The following is a 16,203-nucleotide window of genomic DNA, read 5'->3' as shown; positions in this document are numbered from 1 at the left end:
CATGTATGACATCCGCAATATCGACGAGCTGGAGGTGGGCGACCGCGTCTCCGTCTCGAAGACCATCACCGAGGCCGATGGCGCGATGTATATCGCCGCCACAGGCGATTTCGGACCGGTGCATGTCGATGAAGGCTATGCCTCGACCACCCGCTTCGGGGAGCGCCTTGCGCCCGGAATCCTTGTCGCCGGCATCTGCACCTCGGTGCTGACCGCCGAACTGGTGGGCACCGTGGGCGTGTCGATCCGCGACAGCTTCTGGTTCACCGGCGCGGTGCGCTACGGCGACACCATCACCTTCGACATCTGGATCTCCTCCAAGGACGAGGAGAACCGCACCGTCGACTGGCAGGCCTCGGCCAAGAACGAGGAGGGCGTCGAGGTAATGAAAGCCGACGCCACGCTGAAATTCCCGAGAAAGAGAGTCACCGCATGACCATCACGGCCAAGGATCTTCGCGGCATCACCGTTGCCACCGTGCTGCCCTTCGACGAGCAGGGCGCCATCGACTGGGACGGCTACGCCGCCGTGCTCGACCACTGCGCAAAGCCCGAAACCACCGACTGCGTCTTCGTCAACGGCCACGCCGGTGAAGCCACCGCGCTCACCGACGCCGAGAAGCTCGAGGTGATCAAGCGCACCCGCGCGCAGATCTCCAAGGACCAGCCGCTGCTCGCCGGCGTGGTGCCGACCGGCATCCCCGACGCTCTGCGCCAGGCCGAGGCGCTGCGCGAGGCGGGGGCCGACGTGGCGGTGATCTTCCCGCCCGAGGCGCTGGGGGGCGGCAACGCCAACACCTCCGCCGCGGTGAAGATGTACGAGCTGCTGGCCCGCGAGCTGCAGATGCCGCTGTCGCATTTCCAGTTCCCCATCGCCTCCGGCTTCGGCCTCGCCACGCCGGTGCTGGCCGAGATCGCCCAGATCCCCGAGGTGGTGGCGATCAAGGAAGGCTCGGCGACGCTGCTGGCCTATGACGAGAACCGCCGCGCGGTGCAGGCCGCCGATGGCAACACCGCCATCCTGCCGTCGAACTTCCACTGGTTCTTCGCCCAGGTGGCGCTTGGCGGCGACGGCATCCTGTCGGGTCTCGCGAGCCTCGTGCCGGGCCTGCTGGCCGACCTGTGGAAAGCCTCGGAAGAGATGGACCTCGCCAAGATGCGCGCCGCCAATGACCGGCTCTACCCGGTGGTGCGCGCAATCTACGGCCCGGCGCCGGTGATCGACATGCATACCCGCATGAAGGACGGGCTGCAGATGCTCGGCGTGATCAAGAACGCCGACCCGCGCCTGCCGCTTCTGCCGCAATCCGAAGAGGTCCGCGAGGGCGTGCGCAAGGCGCTGATCGCGGCCGAGGTGCTGTGATGGGCGCGGCGGAGAATGGCGGGCTCTATGCCGCCACCATCTGCCCGATGACCGAGGAGGGCGCGCTCGACCGCGCCAGCCTCGAGCGGCATTTCGAAACCGTCCTGTCCGATCCCGGGCAGGCGGGGCTTCTGCTGAACGGCCATGCGGGCGAGGGCATCCACATGTCGCGCAGCGAGCAGGCCGAGGTGGTGCGCATCGCCCGCGAGGTCGCGGGCAAGCGCCGCATCCTCGCCGCGGTGAGCGGCGAGAACACAGCATTCGCGGCGGCCGACGCGCAGGCCGCGCTCGATGCCGGGGCCGATGCGGTGATGGTCTTCGCACCGTTCTCCTGGGCGCTCGGCGCCGACCCCCGCGCCATCGTTGCCCATCACAAGGGCATCGCCGAGGCCACCGGCGCGCCGGTCTACCTGTTCCAGGGCTCGGTGGGCTCGTTCAAGCTCGCCTACACCCCCGACGTGCTGCGCCGCCTGCTCGAGATCGACAGCGTTGCCGGCATCAAAGAAGGCAGCTGGGAGACCAAGTCCTACGAGGTCACCCGCCGCATCGCCCGCGAGATGCGCCCCGACGTGGCCGTCATGGCCTCGGGCGACGAGCATCTCTTCCCCTGCTTCATGATTGGCAGCGACGGCTCTGCGGTCAGCCTCTCGGCGCTTGTGCCCGAGCTGATCACCGCGCTCGATACCTCGGTCCGGCAAGGCCTCATCGCTCCGGCGCAGGAGATCCACGCCGCGCTCTTCGGCCTTGCACGCCTGATCTACGCCGCGCCCGGCCATCTTGCCGCCGCGCGCCTCAAGGCCTGCCTCGCCGAGCTGGGCCGCATCGACACCCCCGCCTGCCGCGCCCCGACCCCGCGCATCGAGAGCGACGAGCTCGACGCGCTGATGACCGCGCTGCGCCCCTGCCTGGAGCTGATCCCATGAGCCAATTGCAAACCCATATCGTCTTTGTCGATGTCGACCCGGAAGACGAGGCCGCCTTCGACGAATGGTACGAGACGGTGCACCTGCCCGACATCCTCGCCTGCCCCGGCTGGCTCGATGCGCGGCGCGAGAAATGCCTCGAGGGCGGGCCGCGCCACGTGGCGATCTACACGATCACCGGGCCGGAAGCCTATGAAACGCCCGAGTTCAATGCTATCAAGGGCTTCGGGCCGTTCAGCGACAAGGTGCGCAATTTCACGCGCATCCGCCTGACGCAGAGCTGAGCCGCCCTTTGGGACAGGGGAAACCGATCGGGGACATGCTGAACCTCCGTCAGCTCGAGATTCTCCGCGCCGTCGTGCAGTTTCGCACCACCGTCGGCGCCGCGGAGCGCCTCGGCATGTCTCAGCCCTCGATCTCCAACACCATCCGGCACATCGAGACGGTGCTGGGATTTCCCCTGTTCGAGCGCATCAGCAACCGGCTCTCCCCGACCGAGGAGACGCTGATCCTGCTCGAGGAATCCGAGCCGCTCTTCCTGCTGCGCGACGCGGTCAACCAGCGCGCCGCCGACCTGCGCATGGGCAAGATCGGCCGCATCCGCGTGGCTTCCACCGCCGAGCTCAGCGAGGCGGTCCTGCCGCGCGTCATCGCCGATTACGCCCGCGAGTTTCCCCGCATCCAGATCTCGCTCGAGACCCGCCCGCTCGACAGCGTGCTTCAGGTGGTCGAGAACGGCGTCGCCGACGTGGCCTTCGCGATCTCGCCCTACGAGCGGCAGGCGATGACCTACGAGCCGATCGAGACGCTGCAGGCGGTGGTGCTCTGCGACGAGAACGATCCGGTGGCCAAGCTCGACGTGGTGGCGCCCAAGGATCTCGTCGAGCGCCCGATGGTGGGCCCGCAGGTCGCCAACCGGATCGGCCTGATGATGGCCGACAGCTTCCGCGCCAAGGGGCTGGACTACCGCCCGACCATCGAGACCCGCTTCATGAACGCCGCCGCGCGCATCGTCCGCGATGGCTGGGGCGTGGCGCTGGTCGACGAGCTCTCGGCCTATACCGCGATGCGGCCGGGGCTGGTGGTCCGGCCCTACAGCGCCGACATGAGCTTTGAGCTCTCGGCGGCGATGCCCAAGAGCAAGAGCCCGTCGCGGCAGACCAAGCGCTTCATCAAGGCCTTCCGCGAGCGGGTGGCCCTGCGCCTCGCCGAGGTGCGGGCCGAGAGCCGCCGCCCGGTCAGCGACTGACCTTTCCTCTCAGCCGCCCAATCAGCGCCGCGCCGCCCTCGAGGATCAGGTTGGTCTCGTTGGTGGCGACGATGGCACGGGCGCCGAGCGCCAGCGCGTGGCTTTCGACCAGCGCCTCCGGCAGCCCCATCACCCCGAAGCCGCAGCCGTGCCGTGCCGCCGCGCTCGCGATGCGCTGAAAGGCCTCCAGCAGGGCAGGGTGGTCGATCTGCCCGCGCAGCCCGATGCCGTCGGCCAGATCGTTGGTCCCGATCATCAACATGTCGATGCCCGGGGTCGCGGCGATCTGATCGACTGCGGCCAAAGCAGGCGCACTTTCGATCATCGCGATCACCTCCACGTTGCGCTCGGCCCGCTCCACAAGCTCTTTTGCGGGAACCAGCGCGTAATCCAGCGCCGGCAGCGGGCCGGGCAGGGCGCGGCCCCCGCGCGGGGCGAAGCGGCAGGCTCGCGCAACCCGCTGCGCGTCCTCGGGGCTGTCCACATGCGGGACGATCACGCCCGAGGCGCCGCAATCGAGAACCCGCGCGATATCGGGGGAATTCGGCCCGGTGACCCGCCCAAGCACCGGCAGACCGGCGGCAAGCCCCGTCGCCGCCATCTGCCCGAGCTCTCCCAGACCGATGGGCCCGTGCTCCATGTCGGCGACGACGAAATCGAATCCCGCCCCGCGCGCCATGAGAACCGCCTCGGCGCGGCCCAGAACGCAGAAGGCGAGGCCGTAGGCCGGCGAGGTGGCGTTTTCATCCTGCCCGAGATTTGATCTGATGCTCATAAGGTGCTCTATTTTTGATCTGATGATTTTTGCGCTGGCATGAGGGTAGATCAGATTTTTCCGCGATATTCGGAAAAACGGCGGAATAAATACTTCCTATAAGGATATTTATAGCCCCCTGCCTTCATTGCCTCGCCCGGCCCGGTAACCTCCCCTGAAACCGGCGTCGGTGACGACGGGAACGACATCCGTTACCCGCGACCCCGTCGAGACAACAAGGAGGTGCGTCCATGCAAGACCGGACGACCAGCACCAGCGAGACCGCGACCCAAGCCGCCCCGTCACCGCTGCTCAAGATCCCCGGGCTGTGCCTGACCCTGCTGCGTCGCATCGTCGACGTGGTGGCGCTGCTGCTGCTGGCCTACATGGCCTGCGCCATTCTCGCGCAGATCATCGGACGCTACTTCTTCAACTACTCCATCGCCTGGAGCGAGGAGACCGCCACCTTCGCGCAGGTCTGGCTGATCCTGCTGGGCGCCGGCATCGCCATGCGCTTCAACCAGCATGTCGGCGTCGACGTGCTGATCCGGCAGGCGCCGCTCCCGGTGCAGCGGCTCTGCAACGGCGCCGGCCTGCTGCTGGGGCTGTGGTTCCTCGGGGTCGTGGTCGTCGGCTCGCTGTCGATGCTGACCATCGGCTTCATGATCAAGTCGCCGGCGCTGCAGATCCCGATGGCGGTACCCTACATGGCGTTGCCCGTGGGCTTCGGCTATTTCCTCATCGAGTTCGCCGTCACCACCCTGCCGCGCGTGCTTCACCCCGACCGGGTGGCCGCCGCCGAAGACGAGGAGGCCGCGGCATGATCTGGGCAGGCAGCGGTTTCCTCCTTCTCCTGGTCTCGGGCATCCCGATCGTTCTGGCGCTCGGCATCGCCGCGCTGGTGGCCATCGAGTTCACCACCACGGCGCCGATTTCCATCGTGGCGCAGCGGGTCTATGGCGGCATCAGTTCCTTCACCCTCATGGCGATCCCGTTCTTCGTGGCATCGGGCCTGCTGATGGAGGCGGGCGGCATCGCAAGGCGCTTCGTCAACCTTGCCGGCGCGCTGGTCGGCTGGATCACCGGCAGCCTCTACCTCGTCGCAATCGTGACCGGCACCGGGTTGGCGGCGATCTCCGGCTCGGGCTCGGCCGATACCGCCGCGATCAGCGCGGTGATGACGCCGGAGATGCGCAAGCGCGGCTACGATATCGACCTCGCCTCGGCGGTGATCGCCGCCTCCGGCTCGCTGGCCTCGGTGATCCCGCCCTCGATCGTGATGATCGTCATCGCCATCACCGCCAACCAGTCGATCGGCGCCATGTTCCTCGGCGGCATCGTTCCGGGGCTCCTAGTGATGACAGGCCTGATGCTCGGCTGCTGGCTCTTCGCCAAGCGCGGCGGCGAGGCCTATCGCGACCGCGAGCCCTTCACCCTCGGCCGGCTGGGGCGCAGCTTCCTCGAGGCGATGCCGGGCATGCTGGTGCCGGTGGTGATCCTCGGCGGCATCGTCGGCGGCGTGTTCACCGCCACCGAGGCCGCCTGCGTGGCGCTCTTCACCACGCTGATCGTGACGATGTTCATCTACCGCGAGATCACGTTCCGTGACCTGCCGCGCATCTTCCTGCGCGCCATCAGCCTCTCGGCCACGGTTCTGATCATCGTCGCCACGGCTTCGGTCTTCACCTGGATCATCGCCACGCAGGGCTTCCCGGCCATGCTGCGCGACTGGCTCACCGGCGTCACCGACAGCGCCATCGCCTTCCTGCTGATCGTCAACGTGCTGCTGCTCGTGGTCGGCATGTTCATGGAGAGCATCTCGGCGGTGCTGATCCTGCTGCCCATCCTGCTGCCCATTGCGCAGAGCTACGGCATCAACCCGGTGCAGTTCGGTGTCATCACCGCGCTCAACCTGTCGATCGGCCTGATCACGCCGCCCTACGGCATCTGCCTCTACGTCGCCTCGACCGTGGCAGGCCGCCGCATCGAGCAGGTCTCTCGCAAGGTCTGGCTGCCGCTCGGCTGCATGATCGTGGCGCTGCTGCTGGTGACCTTCGTTCCCGCAATCTCGCTCTGGCTGCCCTCGGTCCTGCTGTGACCCCGGGCCGCCGGAATTCTCCCCTAACCAACCAGAAGAAAGTGACAAAAGAGATGTCCAACAGAGTTCTCGCCGCCCTGGCCACCCTGGCCGCGCTCGCAGCGGCCCCGGTCGCCGCACAGGACTACAGCTTCAAGGTCGCGCATACCAACGCCGCCGGCGAAGTGCAGGACATGGGCCTGCAGAAGATGAAGGAACTGCTCGAGGCCAAGACCGACGGCGCCGCCACGCTCGAGATCTTCGCCGGCGGCCAACTCGGCGACGAGCAGCAGACCGTCGAAAGCGTGATGCTCGGCTCGCTCGACATCGGCATGACCTCGAACGCAATGCTGTCGAACTACGTCAACGACTACAAGGTCTTCGACCTGCCCTTCCTGTTCCCCTCGATCCCGGCGCTGGGTGAGAAGGTCGACGCGAACTTCGACATGATGGAAGACAGTGCCAACGGCGCCGGCTTCCAGCTTCTGGCCGTGTTCTCCTCGGGCATCCGCCACCTGATGACCTCCGAGCCGGTCGAGAGCATCGCCGATCTCGAAGGCATGAAGATCCGCACCATGCAGAACCCGATCCATGTCGAGGCGTTCCGCGCCTACGGCGCGAACCCGACGCCGATGTCCTACTCCGAGCTTTACGGCGCGCTGCAATCGGGCGTGGTCGACGGTGCGGAAGGCGCCTCCACCGGCTATGACGGCATGAAGTTCTACGAGGTCGCGCCGTCCTTCGCGCTGGTCGGCTGGCTCAACATGACCGCCCCGGTCACCATGAAGAAAGACGCCTTCGACGCGCTGCCCGAAAACATCCAGACCGCGCTGATGGAAGCCGGGTCGGAAGCCGCCAGCTGGCAGCGCCAGTATGTCGTCGATCAGGAGCAGCCGCTGCTCGACAGCTTTGCTGAAATGGGTGTCACCATCACCGAGCCCGACACCACCCCGTTCATCGAGGCCTCGCAGCCCCTTTACGAGAGCCAGCTCACCACCGATGGTCAGAAGGCGCTGTTCGACGCCCTCACCTCCGAGTGAGCCACCAAGGTCTGCGGCGTCGTTCTCCCCCGGCGCCGCAGGCCGACCCAATACCGACAGGACAAGACACACATGCTCGATCTCGCCATCCGCAACGCCGAAATCGTCACCGCCGCCGACCGCATCCGGGCCGAGATCGGCATCCGCGACGGCCGCATCGTCAGCATCGCCGAGGACGTGGGCGACGCGAAGGAAGAGATCGACGCCGCGGGGCTGCTGGCCCTGCCGGGCGGCATCGACGCGCATGTGCATCTCGAGCAGCCGCAGGGCGGCGGCGTGGTGATGGCCGACGGGTTCGAGAGCGGCACGCGCTCGGCCGCCGCCGGTGGCAACACCACCGTGATGCCGTTTGCGCTGCAACAGAAGGGCCAGTCGCTCCGCGACGTGGTGCAGGCCTATCACGAGGCGGCCGACGGCAAGTGCCATGTCGACACCTCGTTCCACCTGATCATCACCGATCCCACGCCGCAGGTTCTGGGGCAGGAGCTGCCGGCGCTGGTCAAGGCCGGCTATACCTCGTTCAAGGTCTTCATGACCTATGACGACATGGTGCTGAACGATGCCGAGCTGCTCGAGGTGTTCGACGTGGCGCGGCGCGAGAAGGCCATGGTCATGGTCCATGCCGAGGGCTACGATGCCATCCGCTACATGGCCAAACGCCTCGAGGAGGCCGGCAAGACCGCGCCCTATTACCATGCCGAGAGCCGCCCGCAGTCGGTTGAGCGCGAGGCCACGCACCGGGCGATTTCCCATGCCGAGCTGACCGATGTGCCGATCACCATCGTGCATGTCTCGGGCCGCGACCCGATGGAGCAGATCCAGTGGGCCAAGCGCCGCGGCATGAATGTCTGGGCCGAGACCTGCCCGCAATACATCGCCCTGACCGCTGACGACCTGAAGGGTCTGAACATGGATTTCGAGGGCGCGAAATACGTCTGCTCGCCGCCGCCGCGCGACAGCGACAGTCAGAAGGCGATCTGGGAGGGGCTGCGTGACGGCACCTTCGATATCTTCTCCTCCGACCACTGCCCGTTCCGCTTCGAGGATGCCAAGGGCAAGGATGTGGAGGGCGCGCGCACCTCGTTCCGCTGGGTGCCGAACGGCATCCCGGGCATCGAGACGCGGATGCCGATCCTGTTCTCGGAAGGGGTCTCTAAGGGGCGCATCGGACTCGAGCGCTTCGTGGCGCTGACCGCGACCAACCCGGCGAAGCTCTTCGGCCTCTATCCGCGCAAGGGCAGCATCGCCGTGGGTGCGGATGCCGACATCACGCTCTGGGATCCCGAGCGCGAGGTGACGATCTCGCAGAACCTGATGCACCACGACTGCGACTACACGCCCTACGAGGGGCTCGAGGTCAAGGGCTGGCCGGTGCGCACCATCCTGCGCGGCAAGACGATCTTTGCCGAGGGCGAGGTGATGGGCGCGCGCGATGCCGGGGTGTATCTCGAGCGCGGGACCAGTCAGGCGTTCGGGGGGTAATCACCTCCGAGCGTGGCCTGCGCGGAATCAAGGCCGCAGGCCGCCGCGCATCGCCGGTCCGCCCCCGGGACCGGCGATTTGGTTGGGCCAGGTGCTCAGCTTCGAGGTCCTTCAGACGTGGCCGGGATAAATCGAGGGATCCTGAAATCCGGATCGCCAGTCCGCGGACCGGAAATGCGCGGCGGGCGTCACCCTTTCGCGTGGCCGGGATCGGCAATGTCGGGCGTTACCGACCCAAGGCCCTCACCCCTCCGGCGCGATCCGCGACACCAGGTCTTCCATCATCGCGGCGTTCTGCATGCGCAGGATCGCCTCGGCCGCCGTCGCGTCCTGACGGCGCAGCGCGTCGACCAACAGCTGCATCTCCTCGGCCATCACCCGGCGCCGCCCGGTGCCGTAGCCGAAGCCGCGGCGGAAGGCGAAGATCGTGTCCCAGCCGCGCTGGAACACCCGCAGCGCCTCGCGGTTGCCGCCGAACTCCACCAGCCGCGCGTTGAAGCGGCGATTGGTCTCGATGGCGGCGATGTCCTCGCCGGCCTCGATCTGGGCGCGATATTCCGACGCCAGCGCCTCGAGCTCGCGGATCCGCTCCAACGTCAGCGCCGCCATGCCGCGCCGCACCGCGAAGACCCGCAGCTCGGTGTTCAGCTCGAAGAGGTCGGTGATGTAGGCGCGGTCGAGCTTGCGCACGGTGGCGCCGCGGTTGGGCTCGATCGCCACCAACCCCTCGCCCTCGAGTTTCCGCAAGGCCTCGCGTAGCGGCATCGTCGAGAAGCCGAGCTGCTTGGCCAGCTCCGCCGTCTTGAGGCGATCCCCCGGCGCGATGCGCCCCGAGAGAATGTCCTCGCGGATCAGGCGCGTGGCCTGATCGACGGAGTTCTGGGCGGGATCGAGGGTCAGCGCGTCGGCGGGATCGTTGGGCATGGCGGGAGCTTCCGTCAGGGGGTCTTGCGGATCAAGGAGATATGCTCGGCGTCGATCAGCAAAGTGCCGTCGGCGCGATGCAGCCGCACCGCTTCGGTGATAATTCCGGCAGGGCGCGAGCCGCTTTCGCGCTTGGCCGTAAAGTCCATTTCCACATAGACCGTGTCGCCCGCCACGATGGGGTGCTTGAAGCGAACGTCGTTCCAGCCGAGCGAGGCGATCGAGGTTTCCTCGTAGAGCCTGAGTTCGGTCTTCAGCCCCTCCATCAGCGACAGCCCGTAGAGCCCATGCGCGATGATGCCGGGAAACCCGGCCTTCTTGGCATAATCCTCATCGGTGTGCAGCGGGTGGAAATCGCGGGTCAGGCGGCAGAAATCGGCAATGTCCGCCACCGTGATCCGGTACGACGGCGTGGTGTAGGACGCGCCGATCTCGACGTCTTCATAATAGAGGTTCATGCGTAGGCCTTCTGGACTTGCCGCGCGATGATCATGCGCTGGATCTGGTTGGTGCCCTCATAGATCTGGCTCAGACGCACGTCGCGGAACAGGCGCTCGACGCGGAACTCGCGCGAATAGCCGTTGCCGCCGTGGATCTGCAAAGCGTTCGAGATGTGCACCTGCGCCATGTCGGTGGTGAAGAGTTTGGCCTGCGCCGCCTCGAGCGCGATCGGCTGGCCGGCGTCGTAGAGCTTGGCGGCGTTGTGGATCAGCAGCCGCGCGGCCGAGATGTCCTTGGCCATGTCGGCGATCATGAACTGCACCGCCTGATGCTCGAAGATCGGCTTGCCGAACTGCTTGCGGTCATTGGCATAGGCGATGGCATCCTCCATCGCCGCCTGCGCCATGCCAAGCGCCATCGACGACATCATCAGGCGCGAGAAGTTGAAATTCTCCATTGCCATCTTGAAGGCGCCGTGCTCGGGCCCGATCAGATTGGAAACCGGCACCCGCACGTCATCGAAGCTGACCATGCATTCGGCGAGGCCATGCATCCCCAAGAGCTCCTCCGACTTGCCGCGCGACACGCCGGGACGGTCGGTCTCGACGAGGATGCAGGAGATGCCGCGATGGCCGGCCTCGGGATCGGTCTTGGCAAAGACCATGATCACATCGGCGACCTGCCCGAAGGTGACCCAGGCCTTGGTGCCCTTGATCACGTATTCATCCCCGTCGCGCCGCGCCGTGGTGGTCATCGCCGCCACGTCCGAGCCGTGATCGGGCTCGGTCACCGCGGTGGCGGGAATCACCTTGCCCTCGAGGATGCCGGGAATCAGCGCCTTGTGCTGGTCGCTGCCGTGATGGTCGAGAAACAGCGCGGCCTCGACCGGGATCGCGAAGGCATTGCCAACCGCGCCCGAGCCGCGCGCGATCTCTTCCATGACGATGCAGGCGGCCATGGCATCAAGCCCGACGCCGCCCGCCTCCTCGCGCAGCGCGACGCCAAAAAGCCCTTGCTCGGCGAGGGCTTCGTAGACCGCGCGCGGGAAAACATCATCGCGGTCGATGGCAGCGGCGGCGGGGGCGACAACGTCGTCGGAGAGCCGGCGGGCGGTCTCGCGGACCATGCGCTGCTCTTCGGTGTAAAACTGATCCAAAGTGATCTCCGATCTGTTGGATATGATATGATCTGATCAACAGCTACACAGCCCGGTGCGCCGCGGTCAAGCCGAGGCCACCCCGGCGTGGAACGCATCCGAGGGATCGCGGTCGAAAAAGTAGACGATGACGTTCTTCGGGTTCGCGCCATAGGCACGCACCGCCGCCTCGGTGATCGCGCGGGCCGCTGTTTCCTTTGCATTTTGCGCGCGAGGGAAGGCATGGACTTTTATGAAAATGCGGAAACTTTCAGCGTTTTTGCCATATTTTCCAGCATGTCCGTAGGAATAGTCGGGGGCGGAAAAATAATAGCAGGTGACGATTTCCGGCTTGATGTCGAAGGCCTGACAGAGACCATCGGTCATGTCTTTCGTCGCAACCTCCCGTATTTCCTGAGTTGCGTCGCGGTCGATGATTTCGATGAAGGGCATGGTGCGGCTCCTTGGCGGCAGGGGAGAAATGGGCTCGCCGGCAAGCTGACGAGTTGACTCATTATCTGATCAGATCAAACGTGAGTGCAACAGATTTGGATCGGCACTGCCGAGATCGGAAAGGACCGGAATGACCTTCAAGGGGAGCTACACCGTCTGCGTGACACCGTTCGATGCGGAAGGCCGCGTCGATCTTCAGGCGCTGCGGGGCTATGTCGACTGGCAGATCGAAGAGGGCGTGCACGGCCTGATCCCGCTCGGCAGCACCGGCGAGTTCCTGTCGCTCACCCGCGACGAGCGCGCCGCCGTCGCCGAGACCGTCATCAAGCAGACCGCCGGCCGCGTGCCCGTGCTGATCGGAACCGCCGCCGAATGGACCGACGAGGCGGTCGAGATCAGCCGCGAGGCCGAGGCGCTCGGCGCCGACGGCGTGATGCTGGTGCCGCCCTATTATTCCTCGCCCACCGACGAAGAGCTCACCGTGCATTTCACTCGCGTCGCCGAGGCGCTGTCGATCCCGGTGATGCTCTACAACAACCCGTTCACCGCCAATGTCGACCTCAGCGCCGCCCTCGTGGGCCGGCTCTCCGAGGTCGAGAACATCTCCTACATCAAGGACACCTCGAAAAACGTGCACCGGGTGACCGAGCTGCTCGAGGCGTGTCAGGGCCGGATGACGGTGTTTGCCGGCTATTATCCCTGGGAGAGCTATCTTGCCGGGGCCGAGGGCTACAGCTCGGTGATGTCGAACATCTCGCCGAAGCTCTCGGCGCTGACCTTCGAGCGCACGGTCGACGGCTCCGGAGAGGGCCGCGACCTCTACATCAAGACCCTGCCGCTGATCAACGCGCTGGCGGGTGACCTCTACGTCTCGGCCACCAAGGCCGCGATGACGATGATCGGCCGCCCGATGGGCGACCCGCGCCCGCCGCGCCTGCCTCTGCCCGAGGCCAAGCGCGCCGAGCTGGAAACCATTCTGAAAGATCTCGGGCTGCTGGCGGAGGCCTGATCCCGGCGTCCGCGCCGGGGGAGAATGTCCGCCCCAACAGAGACAAACCCAACAGGGAAGACCAACATGAAACTCACCAACCTCGCCCTTTGCATCGCGCTCGGCGCGACCGCCGTCGCCGCCCCGGCCTTCGCGCAGGACATCACCCTCAAGGCCAGCCACAACGCCAATGCCGACGAGCCCTATGGCGTCGGCATGCGCAAGATGGCAGAGATCCTCGAGGAGAAGTCCGGTGGCGCCGCCACCATCGAGGTCTATGACAATGCCACGCTCGGCGACGAGATGGAGAGCATCCAGGGCACCCAGATCGGCACCGTCGACATCGCCGTGACCGCCAACTCGACGCTGGCCAACTTCGTGCCCGACCTGTCGGTGTTCTCGCTGCCCTTCCTGTTCGACGACGCCGAGCAGATGGACCGCGCCCTGAGCAACCCCGAAGTGCTCGACGCCATCGGCGGCGCGCTCGACGCGCAGGGCTTCCACCTGCTCGCGGTGTTCTCCGCCGGCACGCGCCACATCATGACCAAGGAGCCGATCGAGACCCTGGCTGATCTCGAGGGCATGAAGATCCGCACCATGCAGAACCCGGCGCATGTCGATACCTTCAACGCCTTCGGCGCCAACGCCACGCCCATCGCCTATACCGAGCTCTACGGCGCGCTCGAAACCGGCGTGGTCGACGGGGCCGAGGCCGCCAACACCAATTTCTACTCGCAGAAGTTCTACGAGGTCGCGCCCGACTGGGCCGTGGTCGGCTGGCTCGAGCTGGTCGCGCCGGTGATCATGGGCAAGGCCGCCTACGAGGCGCTGCCGGATGACGTCAAGGCCGCGCTCGACGAGGCCGGTCTCGAGGCCGGCAAGGCCGAGCGCGCCGCCTATCTCGCCAGTGACAACGCCCGGTTCGCCGATCTCGAGGCCGTCGGTGTCAAGATCACCCGCCCCGACACCACCGCCTTCCGCGAAGCGGCGGCGCCGGTGCAGGAGAAGTATCTCGAGACCGACGCCCAGAAGGAAATCTTCGAGCTCGTGAAATCGGTCGAGTAATCTCCCAACTCGACCCCACTCCCCCGGCCGCGCTCACCCGCGGCCGGGGCTTCTCGTAAGGAAAGCCCGCGCATGTTCGCCCTTCTCGAACGCCTCTGCCTTGCCCTGCGCTTCGTCGTCTCGGGCGTGGTGATCCTGCTGTTCACCGTGATGATGATCTCGGTGCTGGTGCAGGTCGGGGGGCGATACGTCTTCAACTACTCCATCGCGCAGGCCTCCGAGATCGCGACCTTCAGCCAGATCTGGCTGGTGCTGCTGGGCTCCGGCGTGGCCGTGGCGCGGGGCCAGCACGTCGCCATCGACATGCTCCCCGCGAAGCTGCCGCTGCCCGCCGCCCGCGTCGCGCTGGTGGCCATCGCGCTGGTGGTCGCGGCGTTTCTCGCGGTGCTGGCCTATGGCAGCCTGCCGCTCCTGCGCATGGGCGAATTCCAGAGCTCGCCGGCCCTGCGCGTGCCGATGAAATACATCTATATCTGCCTGCCCTTCGGCGCCGGCTACATGGTGCTCGAGCTGCTGCTTGCCGTCATCCAGCGCTGGGACAATCCGTTCCCGCCGCCCGAGCCCGATGCCGAGGAGGCGATCTGATGCTGGTGATCGCTGCCGCCTTCGTCTTCCTGCTGGCCCTTGGCGTGCCGGTTGTCTTCGTGCTCGGCGCCTCGGCGGTGCTGGCGCTAGTGATGACAACCGACGTGCCCGTCGCCATCGTCAGCCAGCGCGTCTTCGCCGGGCTCAACTCCTTCACCCTGATGGCGATCCCGTTCTTCGTCTTTGCCGGCGTCATCATGGACGCGGGCGGCATCTCGCGCCGCATCGTCGATTTCGCCTCCGCACTGATCGGCTGGGTGGTCGGCAGCCTCTACCAGGTAAGCTGCGTCGCCGCCGCTGGCCTCGCCGCGATCTCGGGCTCGGGCTCGGCCGACACCGCTGCGATCTCGGCGATCATGCAGCCGCAGCTGCGCCGGCGCGGCTATGACGTCGATTTCGGCGCGGCGCTGATCGCCTGTGCCGGCTCCATCGCGCAGGTCATCCCGCCGAGCCTGACCATGGTGATCCTCGCAGTGATCTCCAACGTCTCGATCGGGGCGCTGTTCATCGCCGGCGTGCTGCCGGGGCTGATGTGCATCGTGATGCTGATGATCATCGCCTATTTCCAGGCCCGCAAGGGCGGCGCGGCCTATCGCGAGACCGAGCCCTTCACCCTCAAGCGGCTGGGCCGAACCGGCTGGGCGGCGCTGCCCGCCGCCGGGATGCCGGTGCTGATCCTTGGCGGTATCCTGGGCGGGGTCTTCACCCCCACCGAGGCCGCCGCGATCTCCGGCTTCTACGGGCTTCTCGTCGGGCTTTTCGTCTATCGCGACCTCAAGATCTCCAAACTGCCGGGGCTGATCCTGCGCACCGCCTCGCTCTCGGCCGCCGTCATGCTGATCATCGGCACCGCCAGCGTGTTCTCCTGGCTGATCGCAAATGCCAACGTGCCGCGCATCCTCGGCGACTGGATCGCCAGCGTCTCGACCAGCACGCTGATCTTCCTGATCATCGCCAACCTGCTGTTCCTCTTCGTGGGCATGTTCCTCGAAACCATCGCCGCGATCCTGATCATCGTGCCGGTGCTGTCGCCGATCGCGGCGCAGATGGGGGTCGATCCGATCCACTTCTCGCTGCTCGTCATCCTCAACTGCGCCATCGGCACCGTGACCCCACCCTACGGCGTCTCGCTCTTCGTGTCGTCGAGCGTCGCCGGGCGATCGGTGCTGCAGGTGTCGCGCCGCCTCGGCTGGCCGCTGGCCGGGCTCTTCGCCATGCTGCTCGCGGTGACCTTCATCCCCGACCTGTCGCTGTTCCTGCCGCGGCTCTTCGGGCTCATCGAATAATTCTTTCAAGGACAAGACCATGACCAAGCTCAAAGTCACCATCGCGGGCATCGAGTTCGACGCGCGCTTCGAGGAAGAGGCCGCGCCCAAGACCGTCGCCGCCTTCCGCGCCCAGATGCCCTATACCAGCAAGGTGGTGCATGTGCGCTGGTCCGGCGAGGGCGTGTGGATCCCCCTCGGCGAGACCGATTTCGGCGTCGAGTACGAGAACCACACCAGCTTCCCGGCGCCGGGGCAGTTCATCCTCTATCCCGGTGGCATCTCGGAAACCGAGATCCTGCTGGCCTATGGCGGCGTGCATTTCGCCTCCAAGATGGGGCAACTCGCGGGCAACCATTTCATCACGCTGACGTCGAACCTCGACAAGCTGAAGGAAATCGGGCCCAAGGTGCTGTGGGAGGGTGCGCAGGACATCCATTTCGAGGAAGTCTGACGACCT

The 16,203-nt window shown here is 66.3% G+C and carries 19 protein-coding genes; 14 read left to right on the top strand and 5 right to left on the bottom strand.

Features of this window, described 5'->3' with window-relative positions; all coding sequences use genetic code 11:
- Position 1: 1 nt before the first annotated feature.
- From KUV62_RS21000 to KUV62_RS20980, 5 genes are read left to right on the top strand one after another with little or no spacing between them, the layout of a single operon-like run.
- Complete coding sequence (locus KUV62_RS21000) at positions 2-436, top strand: MaoC family dehydratase (RefSeq protein ID WP_222605711.1); 435 nt, start codon at positions 2-4, stop codon at positions 434-436.
- Positions 433-1,362 (top strand): dihydrodipicolinate synthase family protein, encoded by a 930-nt coding sequence (locus KUV62_RS20995; protein ID WP_222605710.1) that lies wholly within the window; start codon positions 433-435, stop codon positions 1,360-1,362. The genes KUV62_RS21000 and KUV62_RS20995 overlap by 4 nt, the downstream gene beginning before the upstream one ends.
- Positions 1,362-2,285 carry a dihydrodipicolinate synthase family protein gene (locus KUV62_RS20990; protein ID WP_222605709.1) on the top strand — a complete coding sequence of 308 codons (924 nt, stop codon included), beginning with the start codon at positions 1,362-1,364 and terminating at the stop codon, positions 2,283-2,285. The genes KUV62_RS20995 and KUV62_RS20990 overlap by 1 nt, the downstream gene beginning before the upstream one ends.
- Positions 2,282-2,569 (top strand): DUF4286 family protein, encoded by a 288-nt coding sequence (locus KUV62_RS20985; protein WP_222605708.1) that lies wholly within the window; start codon positions 2,282-2,284, stop codon positions 2,567-2,569. Before KUV62_RS20990 ends, KUV62_RS20985 begins: the two co-directional genes overlap by 4 nt.
- Before the next feature lie 35 nt (positions 2,570-2,604).
- Entirely contained in the window at positions 2,605-3,534 is a 930-nt protein-coding gene (locus KUV62_RS20980; RefSeq protein WP_261395812.1) for a LysR family transcriptional regulator, read from the top strand.
- Here KUV62_RS20980 and KUV62_RS20975 read toward each other — a convergent pair.
- Complete coding sequence (locus KUV62_RS20975) at positions 3,524-4,309, bottom strand: HpcH/HpaI aldolase family protein (RefSeq protein WP_261395811.1); 786 nt, start codon at positions 4,307-4,309, stop codon at positions 3,524-3,526. The genes KUV62_RS20980 and KUV62_RS20975 overlap by 11 nt on opposite strands.
- Before the next feature lie 230 nt (positions 4,310-4,539).
- Between KUV62_RS20975 and KUV62_RS20970 the strand changes: the two genes are divergently transcribed.
- The 4 genes from KUV62_RS20970 (at position 4,540) to hydA (ending at position 8,887) form a co-directional block, all read left to right on the top strand.
- Positions 4,540-5,112, top strand: coding sequence for a TRAP transporter small permease (locus KUV62_RS20970; RefSeq protein WP_222605707.1), 573 nt, complete (start codon positions 4,540-4,542; stop codon positions 5,110-5,112).
- A complete protein-coding gene (locus KUV62_RS20965) occupies positions 5,109-6,386 on the top strand; it encodes a TRAP transporter large permease (RefSeq protein ID WP_222605706.1) in 1,278 nt (425 codons plus the stop codon). Before KUV62_RS20970 ends, KUV62_RS20965 begins: the two co-directional genes overlap by 4 nt.
- A 53-nt stretch (positions 6,387-6,439) precedes the next feature.
- Positions 6,440-7,405 carry a TRAP transporter substrate-binding protein gene (locus tag KUV62_RS20960; RefSeq protein WP_222605705.1) on the top strand — a complete coding sequence of 322 codons (966 nt, stop codon included), beginning with the start codon at positions 6,440-6,442 and terminating at the stop codon, positions 7,403-7,405.
- A gap of 72 nt (positions 7,406-7,477) precedes the next feature.
- Positions 7,478-8,887: a dihydropyrimidinase gene (hydA, locus tag KUV62_RS20955; protein ID WP_222605704.1), complete on the top strand. Its 1,410-nt coding sequence runs from the start codon at positions 7,478-7,480 to the stop codon at positions 8,885-8,887.
- Positions 8,888-9,130: 243 nt separating this feature from the next.
- On the opposite strand, the gene KUV62_RS20950 is transcribed toward hydA, so the two are convergent.
- The 4 genes from KUV62_RS20950 to KUV62_RS20935 form a co-directional block, all read right to left on the bottom strand.
- Positions 9,131-9,811 (bottom strand): GntR family transcriptional regulator, encoded by a 681-nt coding sequence (locus tag KUV62_RS20950; protein ID WP_222605703.1) that lies wholly within the window; start codon positions 9,809-9,811, stop codon positions 9,131-9,133.
- Positions 9,812-9,825: 14 nt separating this feature from the next.
- Positions 9,826-10,269, bottom strand: a complete 444-nt coding sequence (locus tag KUV62_RS20945) for a MaoC family dehydratase (protein WP_222605702.1) — start codon at positions 10,267-10,269, stop codon at positions 9,826-9,828.
- Entirely contained in the window at positions 10,266-11,408 is a 1,143-nt protein-coding gene (locus KUV62_RS20940) for an acyl-CoA dehydrogenase family protein (RefSeq protein WP_222605701.1), read from the bottom strand. The genes KUV62_RS20945 and KUV62_RS20940 overlap by 4 nt, the downstream gene beginning before the upstream one ends.
- A 66-nt stretch (positions 11,409-11,474) precedes the next feature.
- The gene (locus tag KUV62_RS20935; protein WP_222605700.1) at positions 11,475-11,840 is read right to left on the bottom strand and encodes a tautomerase family protein; all 366 of its coding nucleotides are present in this window, start codon (positions 11,838-11,840) and stop codon (positions 11,475-11,477) included.
- A gap of 130 nt (positions 11,841-11,970) precedes the next feature.
- On the opposite strand from KUV62_RS20935, the gene KUV62_RS20930 reads away from it, so the two are divergent.
- The 5 genes from KUV62_RS20930 to KUV62_RS20910 all read left to right on the top strand — a co-directional run bounded on the left by KUV62_RS20930 (position 11,971) and on the right by KUV62_RS20910 (position 16,197).
- Positions 11,971-12,849 carry a dihydrodipicolinate synthase family protein gene (locus KUV62_RS20930; RefSeq protein ID WP_222605699.1) on the top strand — a complete coding sequence of 293 codons (879 nt, stop codon included), beginning with the start codon at positions 11,971-11,973 and terminating at the stop codon, positions 12,847-12,849.
- A 66-nt stretch (positions 12,850-12,915) separates the two neighbouring features.
- Positions 12,916-13,893, top strand: coding sequence for a TRAP transporter substrate-binding protein (locus KUV62_RS20925; protein ID WP_222605698.1), 978 nt, complete (start codon positions 12,916-12,918; stop codon positions 13,891-13,893).
- A 72-nt stretch (positions 13,894-13,965) separates the two neighbouring features.
- Positions 13,966-14,478 carry a TRAP transporter small permease gene (locus tag KUV62_RS20920; RefSeq protein ID WP_222605697.1) on the top strand — a complete coding sequence of 171 codons (513 nt, stop codon included), beginning with the start codon at positions 13,966-13,968 and terminating at the stop codon, positions 14,476-14,478.
- Positions 14,478-15,764, top strand: coding sequence for a TRAP transporter large permease (locus KUV62_RS20915; RefSeq protein ID WP_222605696.1), 1,287 nt, complete (start codon positions 14,478-14,480; stop codon positions 15,762-15,764). The genes KUV62_RS20920 and KUV62_RS20915 overlap by 1 nt, the downstream gene beginning before the upstream one ends.
- A gap of 19 nt (positions 15,765-15,783) precedes the next feature.
- Positions 15,784-16,197, top strand: a complete 414-nt coding sequence (locus tag KUV62_RS20910; RefSeq protein ID WP_222605695.1) for a DUF3830 family protein — start codon at positions 15,784-15,786, stop codon at positions 16,195-16,197.
- Positions 16,198-16,203: the final 6 nt, after the last annotated feature.

The sequence above is a fragment of the Salipiger bermudensis genome (assembly GCF_019801965.1).
GTDB lineage: Bacteria > Pseudomonadota > Alphaproteobacteria > Rhodobacterales > Rhodobacteraceae > Salipiger > Salipiger bermudensis_A.
Note: the sequence above shows the minus strand (reverse complement) of the source record. Positions and strands in the feature narration are given on the sequence as shown.

Excerpts from the sequence above, each read along its gene's own strand:
- KUV62_RS21000 (WP_222605711.1), top strand. The coding sequence starts at position 2 with ATGTATGACATCCGCAATATCGACGAGCTGGAGGTGGGCGACCGCGTC.
- KUV62_RS20995 (WP_222605710.1), top strand. The coding sequence starts at position 433 with ATGACCATCACGGCCAAGGATCTTCGCGGCATCACCGTTGCCACCGTG.
- KUV62_RS20990 (WP_222605709.1), top strand. The coding sequence starts at position 1,362 with ATGGGCGCGGCGGAGAATGGCGGGCTCTATGCCGCCACCATCTGCCCG.
- KUV62_RS20985 (WP_222605708.1), top strand. The coding sequence starts at position 2,282 with ATGAGCCAATTGCAAACCCATATCGTCTTTGTCGATGTCGACCCGGAA.
- KUV62_RS20980 (WP_261395812.1), top strand. The coding sequence starts at position 2,605 with ATGCTGAACCTCCGTCAGCTCGAGATTCTCCGCGCCGTCGTGCAGTTT.
- KUV62_RS20975 (WP_261395811.1), bottom strand. The coding sequence starts at position 4,309 with ATGAGCATCAGATCAAATCTCGGGCAGGATGAAAACGCCACCTCGCCG.
- KUV62_RS20970 (WP_222605707.1), top strand. The coding sequence starts at position 4,540 with ATGCAAGACCGGACGACCAGCACCAGCGAGACCGCGACCCAAGCCGCC.
- KUV62_RS20965 (WP_222605706.1), top strand. The coding sequence starts at position 5,109 with ATGATCTGGGCAGGCAGCGGTTTCCTCCTTCTCCTGGTCTCGGGCATC.
- KUV62_RS20960 (WP_222605705.1), top strand. The coding sequence starts at position 6,440 with ATGTCCAACAGAGTTCTCGCCGCCCTGGCCACCCTGGCCGCGCTCGCA.
- hydA (WP_222605704.1), top strand. The coding sequence starts at position 7,478 with ATGCTCGATCTCGCCATCCGCAACGCCGAAATCGTCACCGCCGCCGAC.
- KUV62_RS20950 (WP_222605703.1), bottom strand. The coding sequence starts at position 9,811 with ATGCCCAACGATCCCGCCGACGCGCTGACCCTCGATCCCGCCCAGAAC.
- KUV62_RS20945 (WP_222605702.1), bottom strand. The coding sequence starts at position 10,269 with ATGAACCTCTATTATGAAGACGTCGAGATCGGCGCGTCCTACACCACG.
- KUV62_RS20935 (WP_222605700.1), bottom strand. The coding sequence starts at position 11,840 with ATGCCCTTCATCGAAATCATCGACCGCGACGCAACTCAGGAAATACGG.
- KUV62_RS20930 (WP_222605699.1), top strand. The coding sequence starts at position 11,971 with ATGACCTTCAAGGGGAGCTACACCGTCTGCGTGACACCGTTCGATGCG.
- KUV62_RS20925 (WP_222605698.1), top strand. The coding sequence starts at position 12,916 with ATGAAACTCACCAACCTCGCCCTTTGCATCGCGCTCGGCGCGACCGCC.
- KUV62_RS20920 (WP_222605697.1), top strand. The coding sequence starts at position 13,966 with ATGTTCGCCCTTCTCGAACGCCTCTGCCTTGCCCTGCGCTTCGTCGTC.
- KUV62_RS20915 (WP_222605696.1), top strand. The coding sequence starts at position 14,478 with ATGCTGGTGATCGCTGCCGCCTTCGTCTTCCTGCTGGCCCTTGGCGTG.
- KUV62_RS20910 (WP_222605695.1), top strand. The coding sequence starts at position 15,784 with ATGACCAAGCTCAAAGTCACCATCGCGGGCATCGAGTTCGACGCGCGC.